12 protein-coding genes and 1 CRISPR repeat array are annotated in these 21,576 nt (G+C 62.9%); of the genes, 9 read left to right on the top strand and 3 right to left on the bottom strand.

The window, feature by feature from the left end; translation table 11 throughout:
- The first annotated feature begins 722 nt into the window (after positions 1-722).
- Positions 723-1,916, top strand: coding sequence for a M20 family metallopeptidase (locus KF708_18400; protein ID MBX3414665.1), 1,194 nt, complete (start codon positions 723-725; stop codon positions 1,914-1,916).
- Between the two features lie 63 nt (positions 1,917-1,979).
- Here the strand turns inward: KF708_18400 and KF708_18395 are convergent, their stop codons facing one another.
- On the bottom strand, positions 1,980-2,306 hold the full coding sequence (locus KF708_18395) for a calmodulin-binding protein (protein ID MBX3414664.1): 327 nt from the start codon (positions 2,304-2,306) through the stop codon (positions 1,980-1,982).
- A gap of 325 nt (positions 2,307-2,631) precedes the next feature.
- Between KF708_18395 and KF708_18390 the strand changes: the two genes are divergently transcribed.
- From KF708_18390 to KF708_18380, 3 genes are read left to right on the top strand one after another with little or no spacing between them, the layout of a single operon-like run.
- Positions 2,632-3,123, top strand: coding sequence for a DUF1569 domain-containing protein (locus KF708_18390; GenBank protein MBX3414663.1), 492 nt, complete (start codon positions 2,632-2,634; stop codon positions 3,121-3,123).
- A 16-nt stretch (positions 3,124-3,139) separates the two neighbouring features.
- On the top strand, positions 3,140-4,399 hold the full coding sequence (locus tag KF708_18385) for an amidohydrolase family protein (GenBank protein ID MBX3414662.1): 1,260 nt from the start codon (positions 3,140-3,142) through the stop codon (positions 4,397-4,399).
- On the top strand, positions 4,335-5,048 hold the full coding sequence (locus KF708_18380; GenBank protein ID MBX3414661.1) for a pyridoxine 5'-phosphate synthase: 714 nt from the start codon (positions 4,335-4,337) through the stop codon (positions 5,046-5,048). The genes KF708_18385 and KF708_18380 overlap by 65 nt, the downstream gene beginning before the upstream one ends.
- Before the next feature lie 80 nt (positions 5,049-5,128).
- On the opposite strand, the gene KF708_18375 is transcribed toward KF708_18380, so the two are convergent.
- Positions 5,129-10,648, bottom strand: coding sequence for a CHAT domain-containing protein (locus tag KF708_18375; protein MBX3414660.1), 5,520 nt, complete (start codon positions 10,646-10,648; stop codon positions 5,129-5,131).
- Between the two features lie 342 nt (positions 10,649-10,990).
- Here KF708_18375 and KF708_18370 point away from each other — a divergent pair, with 342 nt between their 5' ends.
- The 5 genes from KF708_18370 to cas2 all read left to right on the top strand — a co-directional run bounded on the left by KF708_18370 (position 10,991) and on the right by cas2 (position 17,582).
- On the top strand, positions 10,991-11,548 hold the full coding sequence (locus KF708_18370) for a hypothetical protein (protein ID MBX3414659.1): 558 nt from the start codon (positions 10,991-10,993) through the stop codon (positions 11,546-11,548).
- Positions 11,549-12,043: 495 nt separating this feature from the next.
- Positions 12,044-12,877, top strand: a complete 834-nt coding sequence (locus KF708_18365) for a helix-turn-helix transcriptional regulator (protein MBX3414658.1) — start codon at positions 12,044-12,046, stop codon at positions 12,875-12,877.
- A 205-nt stretch (positions 12,878-13,082) separates the two neighbouring features.
- Positions 13,083-16,244 (top strand): type II CRISPR RNA-guided endonuclease Cas9, encoded by a 3,162-nt coding sequence (gene cas9, locus KF708_18360; protein ID MBX3414657.1) that lies wholly within the window; start codon positions 13,083-13,085, stop codon positions 16,242-16,244.
- Between the two features lie 97 nt (positions 16,245-16,341).
- Entirely contained in the window at positions 16,342-17,262 is a 921-nt protein-coding gene (gene cas1 / locus KF708_18355) for a type II CRISPR-associated endonuclease Cas1 (GenBank protein ID MBX3414656.1), read from the top strand.
- Positions 17,263-17,276: 14 nt separating this feature from the next.
- Positions 17,277-17,582: a CRISPR-associated endonuclease Cas2 gene (gene cas2 / locus KF708_18350; GenBank protein ID MBX3414655.1), complete on the top strand. Its 306-nt coding sequence runs from the start codon at positions 17,277-17,279 to the stop codon at positions 17,580-17,582.
- A 49-nt stretch (positions 17,583-17,631) separates the two neighbouring features.
- Positions 17,632-20,630: direct repeats of the CRISPR family, unit length 36 nt; unit sequence AGTGTACCTGATCCCGGCCTGCGACCAATCCGCAAC.
- Positions 20,631-20,959: 329 nt separating this feature from the next.
- Here the strand turns inward: cas2 and KF708_18345 are convergent.
- Entirely contained in the window at positions 20,960-21,520 is a 561-nt protein-coding gene (locus KF708_18345) for a hypothetical protein (GenBank protein ID MBX3414654.1), read from the bottom strand.
- Positions 21,521-21,576: the final 56 nt, after the last annotated feature.

Raw genomic sequence — 21,576 nt, 5'->3', positions numbered from 1 at the left:
GTGACAAATCGGCCACTCGCCCAGCGCGGGAGGCAGGCGAACAACCGGCGAGCGAACATGCAGACACGACGTCGCACGCGACCGGCATCATGCCAGCCACGCGCAAGCGGGGCGGGATTATGAAGATGCCAGCCGCGCACGGTCAAGGTGACCTGCCGCCAGCGCGCATGCCGAAGCGCGCGTTCGGTCGGTGCTAGCGGCGCTAGCGCTAGATCAAAACCGTGTGGCGCGCCGCTGGTGAGCGTCGATTCGCGCCGTATCAAATTGCCTTCTGAATCAATTCGACTCGCGGCGGCGCCTTCAGTTCGACCTCCAGGGCGCGCACCTCGGACGCAACTTTTTTGTACGAGTATTCGAGCTGCTCGATCTTGCGTAACGTCGCTTGCAAGTCTGAGCTTGCCTCACCGAGATCTGAAAGGCGCCTGCAAGAGTAGTCGAGCGTGCCGGTATTTCGGCGCAATAAAAAACCCTCCGTAGGCGGGGCAGGAACCTACAGAGGGCAATGGGGTGAGGAGTTTGACGTCCTCGAAAACAATCATCGCCCTGAGGTAGAAAAACGACTACCCCGCTGTTGGGCCAATCCGTGGAAGGGTTCGTGGACTGAGATCCGTGGTCAGGGGTTCGTGGGCAGTATCCTGCGGATTCGCCCGCTACAATAGGCGGCTTTCTCGGCTCCACTGCGTCGAGTTGTCTCGTTCCTCGTTTGAATTGGTGCGTACGCCATGCCTCTTGATCTGGTGCAAACGCTGTCCGAACTGGTCGCCACGCCGAGCGTCAATCCGATGGGGCGGCCGGTCTCGGGCCCCGAGTTCTTCGAGTACCAGATGACCGATTACCTGGAGCGGCTCTTCGACCGTTTGGGGCTGCGCTGGGAACGGCAGCCGCTGGAGCCGAAGCGCGAGAACATCATCGCCCGGCTCGACGGCGAGATTCCGCCCGAGCAGGGGGGACAGCTCATCATGTTCGAGGCGCACCAGGACACGGTGCCCGTCGATGGGATGACGATCGAACCTTGGACCCCCACGGTTCGTGATGGTCGCCTGTATGGGCGTGGGTCGTGCGATATCAAGGGAGGCATGGCGGCGATGCTGGTGGCGGTCTCGCGGCTGGCCGAGGAATCGCCCGCCGGCCGACCGACGATTCTCATGGCTTGCTCGGTGAACGAAGAGCACGGCTACAGTGGCGCGGTCGACTTGGCGCGGCTGTGGAAGGATGGCGCCAAGTCGATCATTCCGCGCCAACCCGATGCCGCGGTTGTGGCGGAACCGACCAACTTGAAAGTGGTGGTCGCGCACAAGGGGACGCTGCGCTGGAGGTGCCACACCGCGGGGCGCGCGGCGCACAGCTCGCAACCGCAACTGGGCGAGAATGCCATCTACCGCATGAGCAAGGTCATCGCCGCGCTCGAGACCTACGCCCGCGACGTGACGCCGACGCTCGCGCGGCATCCATTGTGCGGCGGAGTGACGTTGAGTGTCGGTACGATCCGTGGTGGGCTGAGCGTGAACACGGTGCCCGACGCCTGCACGATCGAGCTCGATCGACGCCTTGTGCCGGGAGACGACAGTCGTCAGGCGCGGCAACACGTGATCGATTTCATCGCCAATTATCCGGGGGTCGATTTCGAGGTGCGGCACGATCCGCCCTTCATGGATGGCGCCACGCTCTCCGAGGGGGCGAACGAGCGGCTCGCCGTGGCGCTGTCGGCCGTGGCCCGCGAACATTTCGGCGCCGGCGATCGCATCGGCGTGCCGTATGGCACCGATGCCTCGAAGCTGGCGGCGGCGGGTGTGCCGTCGGTCGTGTTCGGGCCTGGTTCGATCGATCAGGCCCACACGTGCGACGAGTGGGTCGAGCTGGACGAGGTGGCCCGCGCGAGCGAGGTGCTCTACCAGTTTGGTCGCCGCGGGCTGTAGCAGCGTAGCAGCCGGTCGAGGTCCTCGCCCGGCTGCGGTTCGTGAGGCTACGTCAGGCTCGGTTTAGTACGTATCGAGAATGAAGTGGTGGCCGGTGTGGTAGCGCCGCGCCTGCGGATACTCGTTGTGCCACTGCTTGTTGTAGACCGGGATCCGCATTTCTTGCGGATAGCGGTAGTACAAGTCGTCGGAGCTCTTGTAGTAGTCCGGTCCCCAGAAGTTCTGGGGATAGTAGACGTACGGGTAGTGGTAGAAGCGCTGCCAGTCCTGGGTGTTGTAGGTGCGACTCCACGTGCGGCCGTAGGCGTTTTGAGCCTGGGCCGACGAGACGCTGAAGACCCCGGCGATGAGCAGGGCGCCGCACGCGGCGAGAAAGGTCCGGCGATTCATTTTAATATTCCCCCCAGAGGGGACGCGCGGGGCGTCCGGCACGAGACGAGTCTGTCGGTGAGCGAGGTCCTCGCCCCCCAAGCTTCCCATCGGCAAGCGGCAAGGCCGGCGTTGAGGGAATGTTCGTCACATTCGGCACCTGCGGCAAAACCGCTAAACTGACCGCAATCGACGGAGTTTCACAGATTGCGACACGGCGCTGGCATTCTGCGCAAACTTTGCGGCCTGCAATGGGATTTGGACTCTCCATTGCCCCTCGGCTATGCTGCCAGCCGTGTCGTGAGTGGTGTCTGGTGGGTTCCTTTTGCGCCTGGAGAAGTTCGGCATGGCGACAGCTCCTCATAGGGCCGCGGACAAGCCGGTCGTCGCGCGGCGCAAGTTGCACTTCAACAGCTTTGACGAGGTGCTTGCCGAGGCCGAGCGGTTGAATGCTGGCACGTACCAGACTTTGGGCAACTGGACGCTGCCGCGTGCGGTGGGACACCTGGGCCAGGCCATGATCGGCTGCGTCGATGGCACCCCCTTCTTCGTTCCTTGGTGGATGCGACTCGCCGGCCGGGTGTACTTCCGGCGACGCCTGTTGCGAGAATTTCCCTCCGGCTTCAAGTTGCCGCGGCGGGCCGAAGCCAAGCTCGTGCCGCAGGAAGAGCTCTCGTTCGACGAAGGGATGCAGCGCCTGCGGGCCGGCCTGGCGCGACTGGCCGAGACCGATCACCGCATCCCACACCCGCTCATCGGCAAACTCTCCGTCGACCAGTGGAACACGTTTCATCTGCGGCACGCCGAGCTGCATCTGAGCTTCTTCGTGCCGGAGTGAGAGGGTGATGGCTGCGATGGAATTGCTGGCTCGACGTTTCGACAACGGACAACTCGTACGCTTGCGTCTCGAAGAGGGCAAGATTGCCGAGGTGTCGGAGAGCCGCGTGCCGGCGAACACCACGATTCCCCCCTGGGTGTCGCCAGGTTGGGTCGACATCCAAGTGAACGGTTACGACGGCCAGGAGTTCAGCTCGCTGGCCCTCACGCCCGCGTTGGTCGCGCGCATCGTGCGGCGTCACTATGAATTCGGCGTGACGCGGCTTTGTCCCACGCTGACCACCGAAGGCTTCGACGTGCTTGCGCACGGCCTGCGGACGATCGCCGCTGCTTGCGAGGCCGACGCGGCCATCGCCGCGAGCGTGCCGGGCATTCACGTCGAGGGACCCTACATCGCGCGCGAGGATGGTCCGCGCGGGGCGCATCCGCTGGCGCATTGCCGGCCCCCCTGCTGGGATGAATTCTCTCGACTGCAGGAGGCCGCCGGCGGACGCATTCGCCTGCTCACGTTGTCGCCCGAGTATGAAGAGGCGCCGGAGTTCATTCGTCGGGCGGTGGCTAGCGGCGTGGTGATCTCGATCGGGCACACGGGGGCCGACTCGACGCAAATTCGCGCCGCGGTCGATGCCGGAGCAACCCTGTCGACTCACTTGGGCAACGGCGCGCATCGCCAGTTGCGGCGGCATCCCAACTACCTCTGGGATCAAATGGCCGAAGATCGCCTGTCGGCCAGCCTGATCGTCGACGGGCATCATCTTCCCGCCGAGGTGGTGAAGTCGATGGTCAGGGCGAAGACCCCCGAGCGCATCATCCTGGTGAGCGACGAGTCGGGGCTCGCCGGTTTGCCCCCGGGGCGATATCCTTCCAGCGGTTGCGAGCTGGAGATCCTGCCCGATGGCAAGCTCGTGATCGCCGGCCAGGATCAACTGCTGGCGGGGGCCTCGGCGCCGTTGGGCGTGGGAATCGCGAACGTGATCCGCTTTGCCGGTGTCTCGTTGGCGACGGCGGTCGACATGGCCACCACGCACCCGGCTCGCTTGCTGGGGCTGTGGCAGGGAAAACTCGAAGCGGGGGCCCCGGCCGATCTCGTGCTGTTCGATTTCGACGAGCGGGGGGAGTCGAGCGAGCCAGCGAAACTTGAAGTACGGGGGACGCTTCGCGGGGGTGAGCTCGTCTACGGCAAATCGACGACTAACGGAGAAAGCGCACGGCATGGCACTGTTGGGTGTGAATATCGATCACGTGGCGACGGTGCGCCAGGCGCGCCGCACCAATGAGCCGGATCCGGTCTGGGCCGCGGCACTGGCCGAACTGGGGGGAGCCGACGGCATCACCATTCACCTGCGCGAAGATCGCCGGCACATCTTGGATCGTGACCTGCGGCTGCTGCGCGAAACGGTGGCCGTGAAGTTGAATCTCGAGCTGGCCTGCGACGATGAGATCGTGGGGATCGCCTGCCAGTTCGTGCCGCCGCAGGCCACGCTGGTGCCCGAGCGCCGCGAAGAGGTGACCACCGAGGGGGGGCTCGACGTGGTCGGCCAGCGGGCGCGGGTCGAGCGCGCGGTGGGGCGCTTGCGCGACGCGGGCATCGAAGCCAGCTTGTTTCTCGATCCCGATCTGAAGCAGATTGAAGCGGCCCGCGCCGTCGGGGCCGATGCCGTCGAGTTGCACACGGGCGCCTACGCGCTCGCGCCACCTGGAGCGGCGCAGCAAGAAGAACTGGCAGCCCTGCAGACGGCGGCCAAGGCGATCCTCGATGCCGGCCTGACGTTGCACGCCGGGCATGGCTTGACGTACCGCAACGTGAAGCCGATCGCGGCGATTCCCGGCATGGGCGAGCTGAACATCGGGCACAGCATCATCGCGCGCGCCATCATGGTCGGTCTGCGCGATGCCGTCCGCGAGATGAAGGCGCTCATTTCCTAGCGGCCTGGAAAGAATGCCAGCGTGGCTTCTTTCCGCTTCGAGAAGTTCGCCGCGAAGCTGCTCACGGCTCGGTACGCGTCCTACTCTCCTTCGCCGACCAGGATGAAGCTGGCCCAGAAGAACGGATGCGCCGCTTGGCCTTCGGCGCGTCGATCGGCCAGGATCTTCCGCTGCGCGGCGTGCAGGGCTGCGAGCTTGGTTTGTCCCTGGGCCAGGCTGCGGTAGAAGGCCGCCATCAGGCGCCGCGTTTCCACGTCGGGTACTTTGAACAGGCTCGTCAGCAGGTTGTGCGCTCCGGCGTGGAAGAAGGCGCGACGCAGCCCATACACGCCGTCGCGCGTGTCGATGTCCCCCAGACCGCTTTCGCAGGCGCTGAGCACGACGAGCTCCGTGCCACGGAAGTCGAGTAGAGAGATCTCTTCGGCAGTGACCCAGCCATCTTCGATCGAAGCGGCCGCGGCGGGATCGGTGGCCAGATCGTTGGCGCCGGCCAGCACGATGCCCGAGCGCAAGAGTGGATTCGCATTGAGTCGCAGGCGGGCGATACCCCCTGCCGCGCCGGCGCCGATCTCGGCCGATTCACCCGGCCCGCGCTCGATGCTGCCGGGTCCTTGCTCCGAGGCGGTCAGAAAGAAGCCGTGCGTGGCGATGTGCAGGATGCGGGGGGAATGGACCGCCTTGAAGACATCTTCCAGCGCGTTCGGGCCGACGTAGAGGGAGACCGGCGCGTAGGTGCTTCCCACGAGCGCGGTGTCGACGTCGTTGGCTTCTCCCTCGGCTCCCGGCAGTCGATTCCAGCGCAGCGCGCGCAGATCGACGTCGACGGGGGCCGAACGTTCGGCCAGTTGAATCTCGAGGGGTTCGTCGACCGCGGCCAGCACCTCTTCGGCCCGTTCTTTACGAGCGGGGGTCGCCAGATCGTAGTCGGGTCCGGCAAAGACGAGCGTGCCTTCGCCCGAGCGCGGAAAATCGCGCAGCAGATCGCGTCCGCAGGAGAGATAAGCGATGTCGAAATTCTCGAGCAGGTACTGCCCGCTGTCGGCAACGAGCGCCGCGAACGGGACTCGATTCAGCTCGCGATCGGGCGCGATGAAGATCTCTTGGGCCTTGCCGAGCGCGGGGCGCAACGGGTCGAAGATGAGTTCTGCCAGGTGTCGTCCGACCTCTGCATAGTCGGCTTCGAGGTCGGCTTCGGACGAGAGTTGCAGCTCGCGCGGCGCATCCTCGATGCTCTGCCGCATGCGGCTCACGGCTTCGTCGATGGCCTCGGCGGGTCCAAGATCGACGAATTGCGCGTCGGTCGAGCCGGGGGCGATCACGAAGGCGCCGTAATGATCGCCCAATTCGCGGTTCGCGCTTGGACCCTGGTAGACGTAGGTCGGAAAGCGAATGTACTCGACGAGGGCCGAGCCTGGGGGGAGGCTGGCCCTCACCGATTGGATCGTGACCTCGGTTTTTTCCTGGTGCAGGCGGCGGCGATTTAGCTCCTCGCGAATGTTCTCCTCGATGTCGCGCGCCTGGTCGCGGAGCGCGAGCTGTTTCTTGCTCACCTCGTCCAGCGTCATACCGGGCGGCGGCGAGAGGGCCAGATCGGTCGCCTGCTGCCGGAGTTGCTTCACCTGATCGAGCTGGCCGGCGATGCGCGGGTCGTGACGGAAGACGCTTTCCGCGGCCCGGTATTCGCAGAGCGTGTCGAGAATGACCGACTTGCGACGCAGCGTCCACGTCAGGGCGGCGCGGGTCATGGCGGGGTCGTCGGGGCGCGTCGCCGCGAGCGCCATCAGGCGATCGTACTTGTATCCGATCGACCGCAAGAACTCGCGCAGCGACGGTTCCGAGGCGAATGCGGCGATCCCTTCGAGTTGTCGCTGGTCGAGCGAGATGCTCTCTTCCAGCGCGGCGAGTGCCTCCTGAGGGCGATCGGTGGTCAGGTAGAGGATGGCCAGTCCGTAGAGCGTGCTGGCGATGTGTGGGCTCGTCGGTTCGAGGACGGCGCGGCGAGTCTCGAGTGCGGCCTGGAGCAACTTCTCGGCTTCGTCATAACGCGCCATCTCGATGTAGACGCGGGCCAGGCTGCTCTGCGTTTGCGCGGTCAGGGTGTGTCGGGGGCCGAGCCGACGCTGGCGGATCGCGAGCACCTCGGCGTGCTCGGCGGCCGCCTGGTCGAGCTTGTTTTGGCGCCAATGCATATTGGCGAACCCATTCAGGGTGCTGGCGTAGTCGGGATGATCTTTGCCCAGCACCTTGGCGCGCCCCTCGAGCGCCTGGCGAAAGAAATCTTCCGCCATGTCGTAAGCGCTATTATCCGAGCAGACGATCGCGGCCGTGTTCAAGCTCTCGAGATAGTCGGGATGCTCCGGTCCCAACAATTCGCGATAGAGCCGCATGATGCGGCCGAAGAGGGGCACGGCACGCTCGGTATCTCCCATGGCCAAATAGACCGCGGCCAGGGTGTTGATGGCATTGAGCGTGTCGACGTGCTGCTCGCCGTTGAGCTGAGTGTGGATCTCGACCGAGTGCCGGGCGAAGGGCAAGGCTTGCGAGGGGCGTCCCATGTCCTCGTACAGCACGGCCAGGTTGTTCATGTCGCTGGCGACCTGCGTGCTCGTCTCGCCATGAGTCGCGAGATCGCGCTCGAGGACGGCGTGATAGAGCTCCTTGGTCCGCTCGAAGTCCCCCATCTTGCGGCAGAGGATACCCAGGAACGACATGTCGATCGTGACGTCGGGATGCCCTTCGCCCAAGAGCTTGCGACGCCGCGCGAGCGCCTCTTCGGCCTCGGCACGGGCGTGCTCGTAGTCGCCGAGCTTGCGGTGGAGCGATCCCAACGAGCTCAGGGAGACGATCGTGTAACGATTGTCGTCCCCCAGCAGGCGGCGGCGGATTTCTAGCGCCTGGGTGGTCAGCTCGGCGGCTTCTTGAAACTGTCCCTTGCTTTCCGCGTCGGACGCGGCGGTCATCAGGTTCGAGGCCTCGGTCAGTTCGGTGCGGTCGGCCGCCGGCATGTCCGCCGTCTGCTGCAATTCGGCCAGATCGAACCGCGCGTTCGTCGTTCGCCAGTGATCCTGGCCGAAGAGACGTTCGACCGCATCCCAGCGCAGGCGTCGCGCGCGAATGGCGGGGGTAAAGTCGTCGTGTTGCTGGAATTGATTGGCAAGATTGTCGAGCGTGGAGACAAAGTCGTTTAGATGTCGCTGCAGGCGTTGCTTGTCTTCGTCGGCGAGGCCCTGCTCGATTGCGTCGAGGGCCCCCTGGCGTTGTTGCGCTGCCAGTGCGGCGCGCGAGGTGGAGTCGTAGAGGCTGGCCAGCGCGATCAGGCGCTCGGCATAGAGAGGGCTGGTCGGCCCATTGGTTTTGCGGCAGACTTCGGCCGCTTCGACCAACAAGGGCTCGGCATCCTGATAGTTTTGCTGATCGAGGTAGAGCCCCGCCAGGTGGGCCAGGCTCGCGTGGACGTCGGCGTGATTGCGGCCGAGCAGGCGAACGCGGATGGCCAGGGCCTCGGCCAGCAGGGGCTCGGCCAGCTCGTACTTCCTGTCTTCGGCATAAAGCCGGCCGAGATTGTCGAGCGTCGTGGCGACATTCGAGCTGTCGCGTCCTTCGAGCGCCGTGTGCAGTTCGATGGCGCGCTGGTACAGCTCGCTCGCCTCGGCATGCTTTTGCTGTTCGTCGTAGATGATGGCCAACTGATTGGTGTACAGCGCCGTTTCGTGACTTTCTTCGCCGAAGACCTGAACGGAGTTCAGCATCGCCTCGCGCAGCAGGGGTTCGGCCCGGCCGTATTCGCCCCGCAGACGGTAGAGGGCGGCCAGGTCGTAGACAGCGTTCGTATAGTAGGCGGGATACTCGGCCTGCGCGGGACGCAGGATGTCGACCGCTTCTTGCAGCAGCGGCTCGGCCAGTTGGTAGTCTCCCCGATCGCGGTACGAGTAGCCCAGCACGCGGAGGGAATCGGCGTACTCGGGATCGGTCTTGCCGAGAATTTTGGCCTGCAGGTCGACGACCTCGCGGTATTTTTCGATGGCCTGATCGTTCTGGCCCATCCGCTCCAGCAGGTTGCCCATGTTGTACAGGTTGATGCCGATCTCGAAGTGGTTTTCTCCCAGCAGGCGACGAATGAGAATGCCGGCTTCGTCGTATCGCGCGCGTGATTCGTCGTAGCGTTCGAGCGAGGAGAGGTGGTTGGCCATCTCGTTGAGGCAGTTGGGAATCCAGCGATCTTCCTCGCCGAAGAGCTCGCGGAAGCTCTCGAGGGCTTTTTCGGCGGCGGCCAGCGCCTCGGCCGGTTTTCCTTCGCTCCCGAGCAGCGAGGCCTGGTCGTACGCTTCGACGGCCGCTCGGTATTGTGCGCGTTGCTTTTCGCTCATCGCCAAGAGGCGCCTGGCCCGCAGGACGGCGCGACGCGCGTCGATGGTTTGCCAGTGGTCGGGCCCGGCGCATAAGGAGCGTTCCTGCTCGGCCTCGGAGAAGAGCTTGATCGCCGCGGTATAGTCTTCTTCGGCGAAGGCGACGTCTCCCTGGTTGACGAGGACGCGGGCGAGATTCTCGCGTATGGAGCGCACGTCGTGGTAATTGTCGGCGTGGCGCAGCCGCATGATGCGTAGTGCCTCGCGGTAGCGGGGCACGGCCTCGTCGTAGAACTGCAACTCGTCGTACGAGACGGCCAGGTTATTGAGCGCCACGGCCATTTGCGGATCGTCGGCGTCGTAAACGCGGCGGAAGTTCTCGGCGGCCTCGCGATGCAGGGGGAGTGCCGCTTCGTAGTCGCGCTGTGCCCGGTGGTAGCCGGCCAGCAGATCGAGGGTGTCGCCGATCGACGGGTGATCGCGGCCCACGAGGCGCTCGAGATCGCGCAGGCATGCTTTTAGCGTCCGCTCGACCTGCTCGAGTTGTCCGGCCTGCAAGCTGAGCTCGGCCGTGCGCCGCAGGGCGAGGATGGCGTAATAGTCGCCTTCTTTCAGGCGCTGGATCTCGATCTCGGCGGCCTGGCGGGCCAAGGGGAGCGCCTCGTTGAAGCGATCTTCTTTGGCGAGCCGGTCGGCCTGGCGCCGGGCGTTGAAGAGCTGCCAACGCTCGTCGGGGTCCATCGCGGCGCGGCGATCGACCAATGCCCGGCGGCGGCGCGCTTCGGCCAAGCGCCAGCCTTGGCGGCCGTAGATGGCTTCGACGAGCTTGATCTGTTCGTCGGCGTAGCGCCGGGCGTGGTCGAAGTCGCCAGTCTGCTCGTACAGCCGCACGAGATAATCGCACGAGGCGGCAATCTCGCGGTGGGGCTTGCCCTGATGGATCTCGCGACCGAGCGCGAGCAATTTTAGCGCCACTTCGAGGGCCTCGTCGAGCTGGTCTTCGCGCTCCAGACGCTGCACGTCCGCTTCGAGGCGTTCTAGCTCGAGATAGCGCGGATCGAGAGTCGGTCGCGCCGCGGCCGTGGCATCGGGGGGGCCCTGGCGGCCGGGAACAGGCGGATCGGCCCACAGCGCCGCACGAAATCCGCCGAGACAGAGCATCGCGGCGAGCACGAACCGGCCGCCGAGGCGCGCTACGCTGGCGGCCGGCGGTACGGCACGATCCGCGCCGAGGCGGTCACTGGGATGGGGCATCAAACTCCTCCCGGAAAGTGGCGAATCTATGAATTCTAGCACCTGGGACGGGCCGTTTCCGAGCCGAGCCTCCCTTGTTTCAGGCTCGGTCGGGGCGTGCGACAGCCCCACACGACTTACGACGCGGGGACCGCGTGGCGCGTTTCCTCTCAGCGCCGGTAGGCGTGAAATTTTTTGCCGGGCGAGGAACTTTGCCGCGCGGCGCGGCGTCTCATTCGCGTGGCCGACGAGACGACGAACCGGCGGCCTAAGTGATGACCAGAACGCGGATTACCGGGACTCTCCGCGACCAAAAACAACCTCGTGGTCCCGCCTCAAGATTCTGCTCAGGGAGTTTGTGTCATGGCTCGCATCTTCAAGAACGATCTGCTGTATGTGCTGGCGGCTTTGGCGGTTTGCCTGGCGGGCACGGCCAAGGGGCAAGACAAGACCCCGATCACGACGCCCGAGACGGCCCCCGCGGTAACCAGCTCTCTGCCCACGCTCGAAAGCCTGCTCGCCGAGAGCGGCTTCGCCTATCGCAAGATCGAGGACGGCAGCTACCGCATCACGGTCGAGTTGAGCGGCACGGTGTCGGTGGTGATTGCCCGCGAGGTGACGATGGGCTGGAAGGATTCGGCCGGCAACGACGTGAAGCTGGTGTATCTGTACCGTTGGTTGGGCGATCTTCCGCAGGGTGAGCATCGTCCCGAGGAGTTGCTGGCGGCGATCAATCAATTGAACGATGTCCGCTATATCGGCCGCGTGGTGGTGAACGATTATGGCGTGTACCTGTGCAACACGTTCTTCCTGCGACGTGCCGACGCGGAGAGCCTGACGGACGAGGTCTACCTGACGGCGAACGACGCGCTGGGAGCCTTGGAGCAGATTGGCGGTCTGATGAAGAAGCTGCAGGGTTAAGAGCGGAGCGAATCGTCGGGCGGGGAGAGGGAAACGAGGCCCACGCTCCCCCGAGCGAAAGCAATATGAGGCGGCTCCCGACACGGCCCCGCGGTCACCGAGGTGATCGTTGGGGCTGTGGTCGTTTGTGGGGCGTGGAATTTTTTTTGTGCGCGGAACGTCTCAAGATGGTCTTTTTCAATTCCGCGTTTTTGGAAGGGTGGTTCGTCGGTTGCTGAGGTGGTGCGTGGGTGGCCGATTCTTTTTTGCGCGGGGTGTAAGTGACGTACGATGCGTACCTTAAACATCCCCCTGCCGAGTCGCGACGGTCGCGCAAAGATGCGCTGGCAATCCAGCCGCGCGGGTGGATATGGTGCGTTCATGGCGAAACAAATGCCCAGGTTCAGTCTCAATAAGCGTTGGGGTCCACCCACGCGGGAGGAATTGGCGCGGGATCGGGCGATCAACGAGCGGCGGCGAGAGCGGCGTGCGAAACGCAAGGCCGAACTAGCGGCGATGACGCCGGCAGAGCGCGAGGCGGACGAGCGGAATCGCGCGGATCGTCGGTTCACGCGGTTGCTGATGCGGGCGTTCAAGAAGTTCGCAGCGCTCGACGATCGTGAGCGACGGCTCTTGGTGGAACGCAGGCTGGCGCGAAAGAATGCCGGGGCACATGAGGCGGAGGGCGCGCGCGGCGCGAGAGAGGAGAGCAGGAGGTCGGTTGAGCAGCAGAAGCGGGTGGGGGAGCGCCCTGCTGGGGGTGATGGCCCTGTCGAGGAATCGACTTGGGATCTCTTGATGCGGCACGTCCGGGCTGACCGAGCGGAGAGCGGCGCGCTTGGCGCGAGAGAGGTGAGCGGGAGATCAGGTGAGGAGGAGAGGGAGAGGAATGCGACGGGGGATGTTGTGGGGCGGCGCCGAAGAAAGAGGAAGGGGAAACGTGCTGCGTACGAGGATCGCAGCGCGGGGGAGGAGACCTGGGATTCCGGTGCTGAGGAGCCAGAGGCCGAGGAGCGGGAGGAGAGTGACGTCGCGGAGCCAGAGGGGAGAGAAGCCGAGGGGGCAGAGGGGGAGGAGCGATGGGAGCGGGAACTGGATGAGGTGTTCCTGGCGCTGGCGAGCAGGACGCGGCGGCGGATGCTGGATGCTTTGTATGAGGAGCGAGGGCAGACGGTGGCGCAGTTAGCCCGAGCCGTGGGGCGCGGTCACGAGACGGTGCGAAAGCACGTGGCGGTGCTGGAGCGTGCGGGACTGGTGAGGTCGGAGCGGCGCCGTGGGCGGCGCGGGCAGTGTTATCTGGATGGGACGAGGTTGGAGCGGCTGCGCTGGGGGTGGATTGGGAAGTTTTGAGGTGGGGGACAATACTATTTCCAGAGCGTGGCACACTACTCACGTTACAAGATAGCGCAACAAAAAAAGCCGCAGATCGTTGACACGAGCTACGGCGGTCGCCCCGTGGGGCGTTGCCTGCGAATGTTCCCGCCCGAAGGCGAGTCATCTTTGTTGCGAAAAGAATCGCAGGCCGAGATCAGGTACACTGTCAACGAGTTTAGCTGTGGTACGATCATGTTTCAAGCTACAGGGCGGCATTTTTCATCATCACGACTTTGAGTGCATTTTGGAGGGGCAAATGAGCGATCTCACGCTTGGATTGGATTTGGGACCGACGTCGGTAGGTTGGGCGCTGATCGACGAGCAAGGGGGAGAGATTCACGGTTGCGGTGTCCGCGTTTTCCCCGAAGGTGTTGATCGCGACACCAAAGGCACCGAGCTTTCCAAGAACGCACAACGACGTCTTGCGCGAGCAGCTCGCAGACAGATTGCGCGACGAGCGCGACGCAAGCGGCTACTACGTCGATTGCTTGTGGCTGCTGGATTGCTGCCACTAAGCGCCATCTACCCTCGCGAGCATATGGATCGAGTTGCATGGGAGCAGCAGGCCTTCCAAGCAGCGGACCCGTACTTTCTGCGAGCGAAGGCCCTTTCCGAACGTCTGACGCACGATGAACTCGGGCGAGTATTATTGCACCTGGCGCAGCGCCGAGGATTTCTCTCGAATCGGAAGGCCGATAAAGAGCGTGCCAAAGAAACGTCCGACATGCTGAAGGAGATCAGCGATCTCGAGGCTGAACTAGACGGAAAGACATTGGGACAGTATCTGCACGACCTACGTGGGACGAACGCAGGGCAGCAGCATCAAGTGCGTTTGCGCGGCCGGCATACACGGCGTGACATGTATGAGCGAGAGTTCAAGGCCATTTGGCAGGCGCAATCAGCGTACTACTCTGATCTGCTGACGGACGTCTTGCGTGAGAAAGTGCAGCGAGCGATTTTCTTCCAACGCCCCCTGCACAAGCCGTCTCCGAGCCTGATCGGCCGCTGCGAGCTGGACGAGACGGGGAGGCTCCCGCGCTGTGCGCGCGCGGATCGGCGCGCGCAGCGGTTTCGGCTGTACCTGGAAGTGAACAACTTGCGAATTCTCGACGCTAGTACGGGGCTCGAGCGGGCGCTGAGCACGGAGGAACGCGCGCAATTAGTCAAGTATCTGTCGAGCGCGAAGGAGCGCAGCTTCGACGCGATTCGCAAGAAACTCTTCGATCAACCGGAATCGATTTTCTTCAATCTCGAGCGAGGCGGACGGTCGAAGCTATTGGGAATGCAGTCGGACGATGCATTGTCGAAGCCCAAGGCGCTGGGGAAGACCTGGCAAAAGCTCGACGAAGGCCTGAAAGATCGTATCGTGGCCGCGATCATCGATGCCGACGAGGATCGCTTGCGACATCTTCTGCGCCAAGGTGACCTGGATCCGGTCAAAGCAGCCGACCTGCTCGACGTGGCGCTGCCCGAGGGTTACGCCAGCTATAGCTTGCACGCTATTAAGCGACTATTGCCGCACGTCGAACGAGGATTGCCGCTCTCGTCGCGCGATGAGAACGAACCGTGTGCGTTGCGCGAGGCTGGCTACCTCATGCCCTGGGATCGAGCGCAGCAGAAGCAGGCAGAACTCCCTCATCCACCTAATATTACGAATCCGTTGGTGCGACAGGCGCTCCACGAGGTGCGCAAGGTGGTGAATGCGATCCTACGAGATCTCGTTTACCGGCGTGGGCATCGGCTTACGAGAATTCACGTTGAGCTGGCGCGCGAGGTGCGCGGCACGGCACGGCAGCGACAGGAGCGAACGAAGGAGATGCGTGACCGTGAGAAGCTGCGCGATGGAGCCGCGGAGCGCATTCGCGAGCTGGGTTACAAGCCGACGCGAGATGCCATTGATCGCTATTTGCTGTGGGAGGAGCAAGACAAGGTCTGTATCTACAGCGGTCGCTTGATCAGCGTCTCGCAGCTATTCGGCGGCGAGATCGATATCGATCATATCTTGCCTCGTCAACGAAGTCTCGATAACTCGTTGATGAACAAAGTGGTCTGCTTCCGCGCGGAAAACAGTCAGGGGGTGCATCGCGATGCGAAAGGCAATCGCACGCCGTACGAATGGCTCGCCGCGAGCAACCCTGAAAAGTTCGAGCAGGTAGAGCAGCGTGCCAAGAAGCTCCCGTATCCGAAGTTCAAGCGTTTTACACAGCGGGATCTCGACTTGGAGGATTTCTTTGCGCGACAGTACGTCGACACGACGTACATTACTTCGCAGGTTGCGGAGTACGTGCGACCGTTGGGAGCGGATGTAATTTGTCCCAAGGGGCAACACACGGCCACACTCCGCCGACTGTGGGGGCTCGACACGATTCTGCGAGAGATGGAGGACAGCCCCGCGTGGCACGAAGCCCTGGAGCTACCACCCGGCGAGAAAAATCGTCTGGACCACCGGCATCATGCCATCGACGCCGTGGTAATTGCGCTGATGAACCGTTCGCGGTTGCAACAATTGGCGTCGTATCTCGGGACGGACGAAGCACAGCCGGGGTCGGTGGGCATGGAGCCCTGGCCGCAGTTTCGGCGCAGTGTCGAGCAGGCAGTCCGAGACGTTAACGTCTCGCATCGGGTGCGGCGTAAGGTGGCTGGCGTGTTGCACGAGGACACGATCTATGGACCGACGGCCAAACCGGGTGAGGTCTCCGTGCGCAAAGATCTTACAGCCCTAACTGCCTCTATGATCGCAGACATTCGTGATCCGATAGTCCAGCAACGGATTGTCGAACGCCTAGCACAATTCGGAGTCGTTCCAGGTCGGGGAGGAGACAAGATCCCTGCTGATGTTTGGCGCGAACCGCTTTGGTTAAACGCTGAGAAGCGCATCCCTGTTCGGCGTGTGCGACTTACGAAGCGCGACGAATCAATGGTCCCACTCATCGCAGGAAAAAAGCTCGTCAAACCCGGAAGCGTGCATCATGTATGCATCTTCGAGGATGTGACCGGCAAAAAGATACGATGGTACGCTAAATACGTAACTATGCTTGATGCCGCGCGCCGTATCAGGCGTCATGAAGCACTTGTCCAACGCCATGATCCAGAAAACCCTCAATCGCGTTTCGTCATGTCCCTCTGCAAAGGTGACTTGATGTTGACTGAGTTCTTGGGAAAGAAAAGACTCGTCCTCGTAACCACAATGGTTACGACGCAGAAGCGTATTCACGTGGTGGATGCAATGGACGCTCGGCCAGGCGCAAAGCGAAAGGATATCGGCAAGACAGCCAATAGCTTACAAGGGGCAAGAAAAGTGATCGTGGATCCACGGGGGCAGATTCGTTGGGCCAACGATTAAAGTGGCACATGAGATCGTCACAACGTATACTTTATGGGTAGACATTTTGGATCTACTCTGCACGGAGGCGTTCCTTCTCTCTTGAGGGGCGCCGGCGGTGATCAAGCACACGATCGAAATATCCTCGGCTCCGGTCCACCTCGCGACGGAGCATCGTCAATTGCTGCTCAAGCGCGACGGTGAAGTCGTTGGGCGCGTGGCGTGCGAGGACGTCGGCGTGGTGGTGGTAGACCATCCCGCCACGACGTACTCGCACGGCGCATTGCGGGCGCTCATGGAGTCGGACGCAGCCGTCGTGATTTGCGGGCACGACCACTTGCCCGCCGGCATTCTGTTACCCTTGGCGGATCACGCCGAGGTCGTGTGGCGTGTCGATTTGCAGGTCTCGGTCAGTCGCCCCCTGAAGAAGCGTCTCTGGCAGCAGATCGTCGCGGCGAAGATTCGCGCGCAGGCGGAGAATCTTGCCGGCACGCCGATCGCACAACGCAAGTTACTGGCGTTCGCCGATGAAGTGCGTTCAGGCGATGGCACGCTGCGTGAGGCGCAGGCCGCGCGTGTGTATTGGCAACACTGGCTCTTGAGCGAGGATCCGCAGGCCCGGGTGACGGACGAACGATTTCGGCGCCTCCGCGACGGAGCTTCGCCGAATGCCCTGCTGAACTATGGCTATGCCATCCTGCGCGCCGCGCTAGCACGCGCGCTCGTGGCGGCGGGATTGTTGCCGGCGCTGGGGATTCAACATCGCCACCGCGCGAACGCCTTCTGCCTAGCAGACGACTTGATCGAGCCGCTACGACCGATCGTGGACGAGCGCGTCCGCGAGTTGTACTGGGCAGGTCAGAATGAATTGGACCAACCCACCAAGGCAGCGCTTTTGGAACTGTTGACGCTGCCGATGTCGTCGTCGGCGGGAGTCGAGGGGCCACTCATGGTGGCGCTGCACCGTTATGTTGGTTCGCTAGTGCGGTCGTACGAATCGAAATCGCTCCAGTTGGAGATTCCGCGCGCGTGCGAATAAGCGGATATCGTTGCATGTGGTTGGTGGTGATGTTCGATCTGCCTGTCGATACGAAGAAGGCGCGGCGGAATTACGCGCGCTTTCGGAAGGATCTGCTTGAAGACGGGTTCACACAGATGCAATACTCAATTTACTTGCGGCATTGCGCAAGCCAGGAGAATGCGGATGTGCATACGTACCGAGTCGAGCGTCGAGTGCCCCCGGACGGCGAGGTACGGATTCTCACCATCACGGACAAGCAGTTTGAGCGGATGCGGATTTTCTGGGGGAAAATCCGCCGTGCGCCCGAGACTGCGCCCGCTCAGTTGCAGCTTTTCTGACGGCCGAACGATCGCAACTCGTGGCTGTCATGGTGTTTGCAGGACAAGGAGTGTACCTGATCCCGGCCTGCGACCAATCCGCAACCACGGCAAACAGCGACATGAGAGGCACGGAAGTGTACCTGATCCCGGCCTGCGACCAATCCGCAACACGAGACGGATGGCGCGGCTTCGCCGCTGTAGTGTACCTGATCCCGGCCTGCGACCAATCCGCAACCTGAGTGGCACCCCCGCCTCGATCTTCACCAGTGTACCTGATCCCGGCCTGCGACCAATCCGCAACAGTGGACGAGCCACACGCTGCCGACGATCCAGTGTACCTGATCCCGGCCTGCGACCAATCCGCAACCGAGGAGGAGTTCTTCGATTTATTCGGCGTAGTGTACCTGATCCCGGCCTGCGACCAATCCGCAACCGCGGCGTGACGGCCCCGCACGGCCAGCGCAGTGTACCTGATCCCGGCCTGCGACCAATCCGCAACAGGAGGCCAAGAATGCGGGCCAAGACATACAGTGTACCTGATCCCGGCCTGCGACCAATCCGCAACCACGGCAAACAGCGACATGAGAGGCACGGAAGTGTACCTGATCCCGGCCTGCGACCAATCCGCAACGGCACGCCGAAGCCCTTGAGCAGGGCAATCAGTGTACCTGATCCCGGCCTGCGACCAATCCGCAACACACAAGGTCACGACCGTGACCCGCGTTTCAGTGTACCTGATCCCGGCCTGCGACCAATCCGCAACCTCTCCCACGACGCACGTGGAATCGGGCGGAGTGTACCTGATCCCGGCCTGCGACCAATCCGCAACCGAACTTGACGTACCCGCGATGATCGCTTGAGTGTACCTGATCCCGGCCTGCGACCAATCCGCAACCAACAAGCACCCGCAGGTTGGCCAGATCGAGTGTACCTGATCCCGGCCTGCGACCAATCCGCAACGCCGACCGTCACCATGCCGGGCACTCCGCAGTGTACCTGATCCCGGCCTGCGACCAATCCGCAACGTGGTAAATGGCGAGCGTATCGTCGACAAGAGTGTACCTGATCCCGGCCTGCGACCAATCCGCAACCTTCTATTGTAAGTCAATTTTCTGGCGGAAAGTGTACCTGATCCCGGCCTGCGACCAATCCGCAACGCTAGGCAGTTGCTTGGACGTATGCCTAAGAGTGTACCTGATCCCGGCCTGCGACCAATCCGCAACAGGCCGGCGCGCACGCTCGAGGCGACGCCGAGTGTACCTGATCCCGGCCTGCGACCAATCCGCAACAGACGGATAGCAGCCTGCTGGAGCGGTGTAGTGTACCTGATCCCGGCCTGCGACCAATCCGCAACCACGGACCCGGTGTGTGTTTTGTGGCACTCAGTGTACCTGATCCCGGCCTGCGACCAATCCGCAACCTGCCCGCGACATGGTCGGCAAACAGGTCGAGTGTACCTGATCCCGGCCTGCGACCAATCCGCAACCGACCTGCGACGTGAAGCTGCTGCCCTGGAGTGTACCTGATCCCGGCCTGCGACCAATCCGCAACCCAAGTCGCGGCGCACCTTGGCGGCAGCAAAGTGTACCTGATCCCGGCCTGCGACCAATCCGCAACGTGAGCAGCCGGCGGAAGAGGGTCGTCTTCAGTGTACCTGATCCCGGCCTGCGACCAATCCGCAACCGGCCGTGTTCGTGCGCGCCGGCCGACTCGAGTGTACCTGATCCCGGCCTGCGACCAATCCGCAACCTACCGTCAACATGCCGCCATACTCGCTGTAGTGTACCTGATCCCGGCCTGCGACCAATCCGCAACTCAAATGATCGTCTGCGACGGCACCATCCAAGTGTACCTGATCCCGGCCTGCGACCAATCCGCAACAGCGACTTGAGACAGCGTCTGGCTGCTGCAGTGTACCTGATCCCGGCCTGCGACCAATCCGCAACCTTCGACTATGGATCGGCGCGACCGGCGATAGTGTACCTGATCCCGGCCTGCGACCAATCCGCAACAGAGCCTGTGGCATCTTCGCCAACCTCTTCAGTGTACCTGATCCCGGCCTGCGACCAATCCGCAACGGCAGCGAGGAGGGGGAGTGTACCTACACGAGTGTACCTGATCCCGGCCTGCGACCAATCCGCAACTCCTCCCACCAATGACCTACTCCGGAGAGCAGTGTACCTGATCCCGGCCTGCGACCAATCCGCAACCTGTCGGGGGTGATCCTCGTCGCGCTCGGCAGTGTACCTGATCCCGGCCTGCGACCAATCCGCAACTCAAAGTGCTGACTGGATCAAAAAAGGTCGAGTGTACCTGATCCCGGCCTGCGACCAATCCGCAACAGAACCCTACGAACACCACAGCCAGGGGTAAGTGTACCTGATCCCGGCCTGCGACCAATCCGCAACGATGCGTGGACGTCGAACTTCACGTTCACGAGTGTACCTGATCCCGGCCTGCGACCAATCCGCAACCAGCAGCAGGACGAACGGAATCAAGCCGATAGTGTACCTGATCCCGGCCTGCGACCAATCCGCAACACATCGATGCACTCTTGGATATGCAGACCAAGTGTACCTGATCCCGGCCTGCGACCAATCCGCAACCCGTTAAACCCAGCGCAATTGTTGTTACAGAGTGTACCTGATCCCGGCCTGCGACCAATCCGCAACTTCAATCAACTGTCCCAGCCAGGCTAAAGAGTGTACCTGATCCCGGCCTGCGACCAATCCGCAACACAACTCATCGGCGGGGACCGAGCCGCGGGAGTGTACCTGATCCCGGCCTGCGACCAATCCGCAACGTAGGACCGGCTGCCGTTTCGGCGGCATGCAGTGTACCTGATCCCGGCCTGCGACCAATCCGCAACGTGGTTGGGTTTGCGGACCAGATTCGCCCAAGTGTACCTGATCCCGGCCTGCGACCAATCCGCAACGTCAAGTAGTTTTTCTCCAACCTCCTTCGAAGTGTACCTGATCCCGGCCTGCGACCAATCCGCAACGCCGTGGCGTGCCACGAGCTGGGGCACGGAGTGTACCTGATCCCGGCCTGCGACCAATCCGCAACCAATCCCTCTACCACGAGCAATCGTTTACATTGTCACGCACATGGGTGCGTGACCTACGCGTTCTGTCGAACGTTCGATCAAGCAGTCCCGCGTTCCTCTGGTCGCTGCGCGACACCGACCCTCTTGCGACTGGGGGTGGTTTCCGAGGGAGGACTTTTTCCGCAAGGTGATCGGTGCTACCCGGCTACTCGTCCGCGGTGTTGTTCAAATTGCCTACGCGCAGGCAAACGCCCGGGGCGATTTTTTTCGTGCCCGGGCGTTTGGTGGACTTTGCCTGGTTGTTTGCCAGGTACGGCGTACCTGACCTACTTTATTGTCACTACGGCTACTAGTTCTCGCTCATGTAGGGGAGGAGTTCCTTGCGGAGGCTGAGGCGGGAGTTGTGGGCCAGGACGAGTTCGTCGGCGAGGATTTCGGGGTCGGCCGTGCGGAGCCAGAACGAGTTGCAGTAGTAGACGCCTCCCTTCGGGGCGCTGACGCCGCCGATGAGGTACTGATCGTTCAGCTCGGCGATGCGCTTGAGCATGGAAGCGGGCAGCTCGACCCCGTCGGCCACCGGCGTGATGGTGGTCCAGATGTAGACGAGCTTCACGTCGTTCCCCTTGGAATCTTTCCAGCCCATGGTGCGCTCGCTGGCGACCACGATGGAGACTTCGCCGTTGGCCTCGACCGTGATGCGGTAGGCGACGTTGCCGTCGTCGAAGGTTTGCTTCGAGTAGGCGAAGCCGGCGGCGTCGAGCAGTTGCTCGAGCGACGGACCGGCCGAGGCGGCCGGGGCGGCGGCGTCGTTGGGGTTCTTGGGTTGAGCCTGGGCGACCGACAGCCCGGCGGTGCTCAACAGGGCGACGGCGGTCAGGGCGAGCAAGCTGCGACGGATGAAGCGAGACATGGTTCGTGTTCCTTCTGCGGATGGTGTTGAACGGGAGTCAACAAATCTGGTGATGG

The organism is Pirellulales bacterium, assembly GCA_019636335.1.
In the GTDB taxonomy this organism is placed as follows: domain Bacteria; phylum Planctomycetota; class Planctomycetia; order Pirellulales; family JAEUIK01; genus JAHBXR01.
This window is presented reverse-complemented; position numbering and strand designations above follow the sequence as displayed.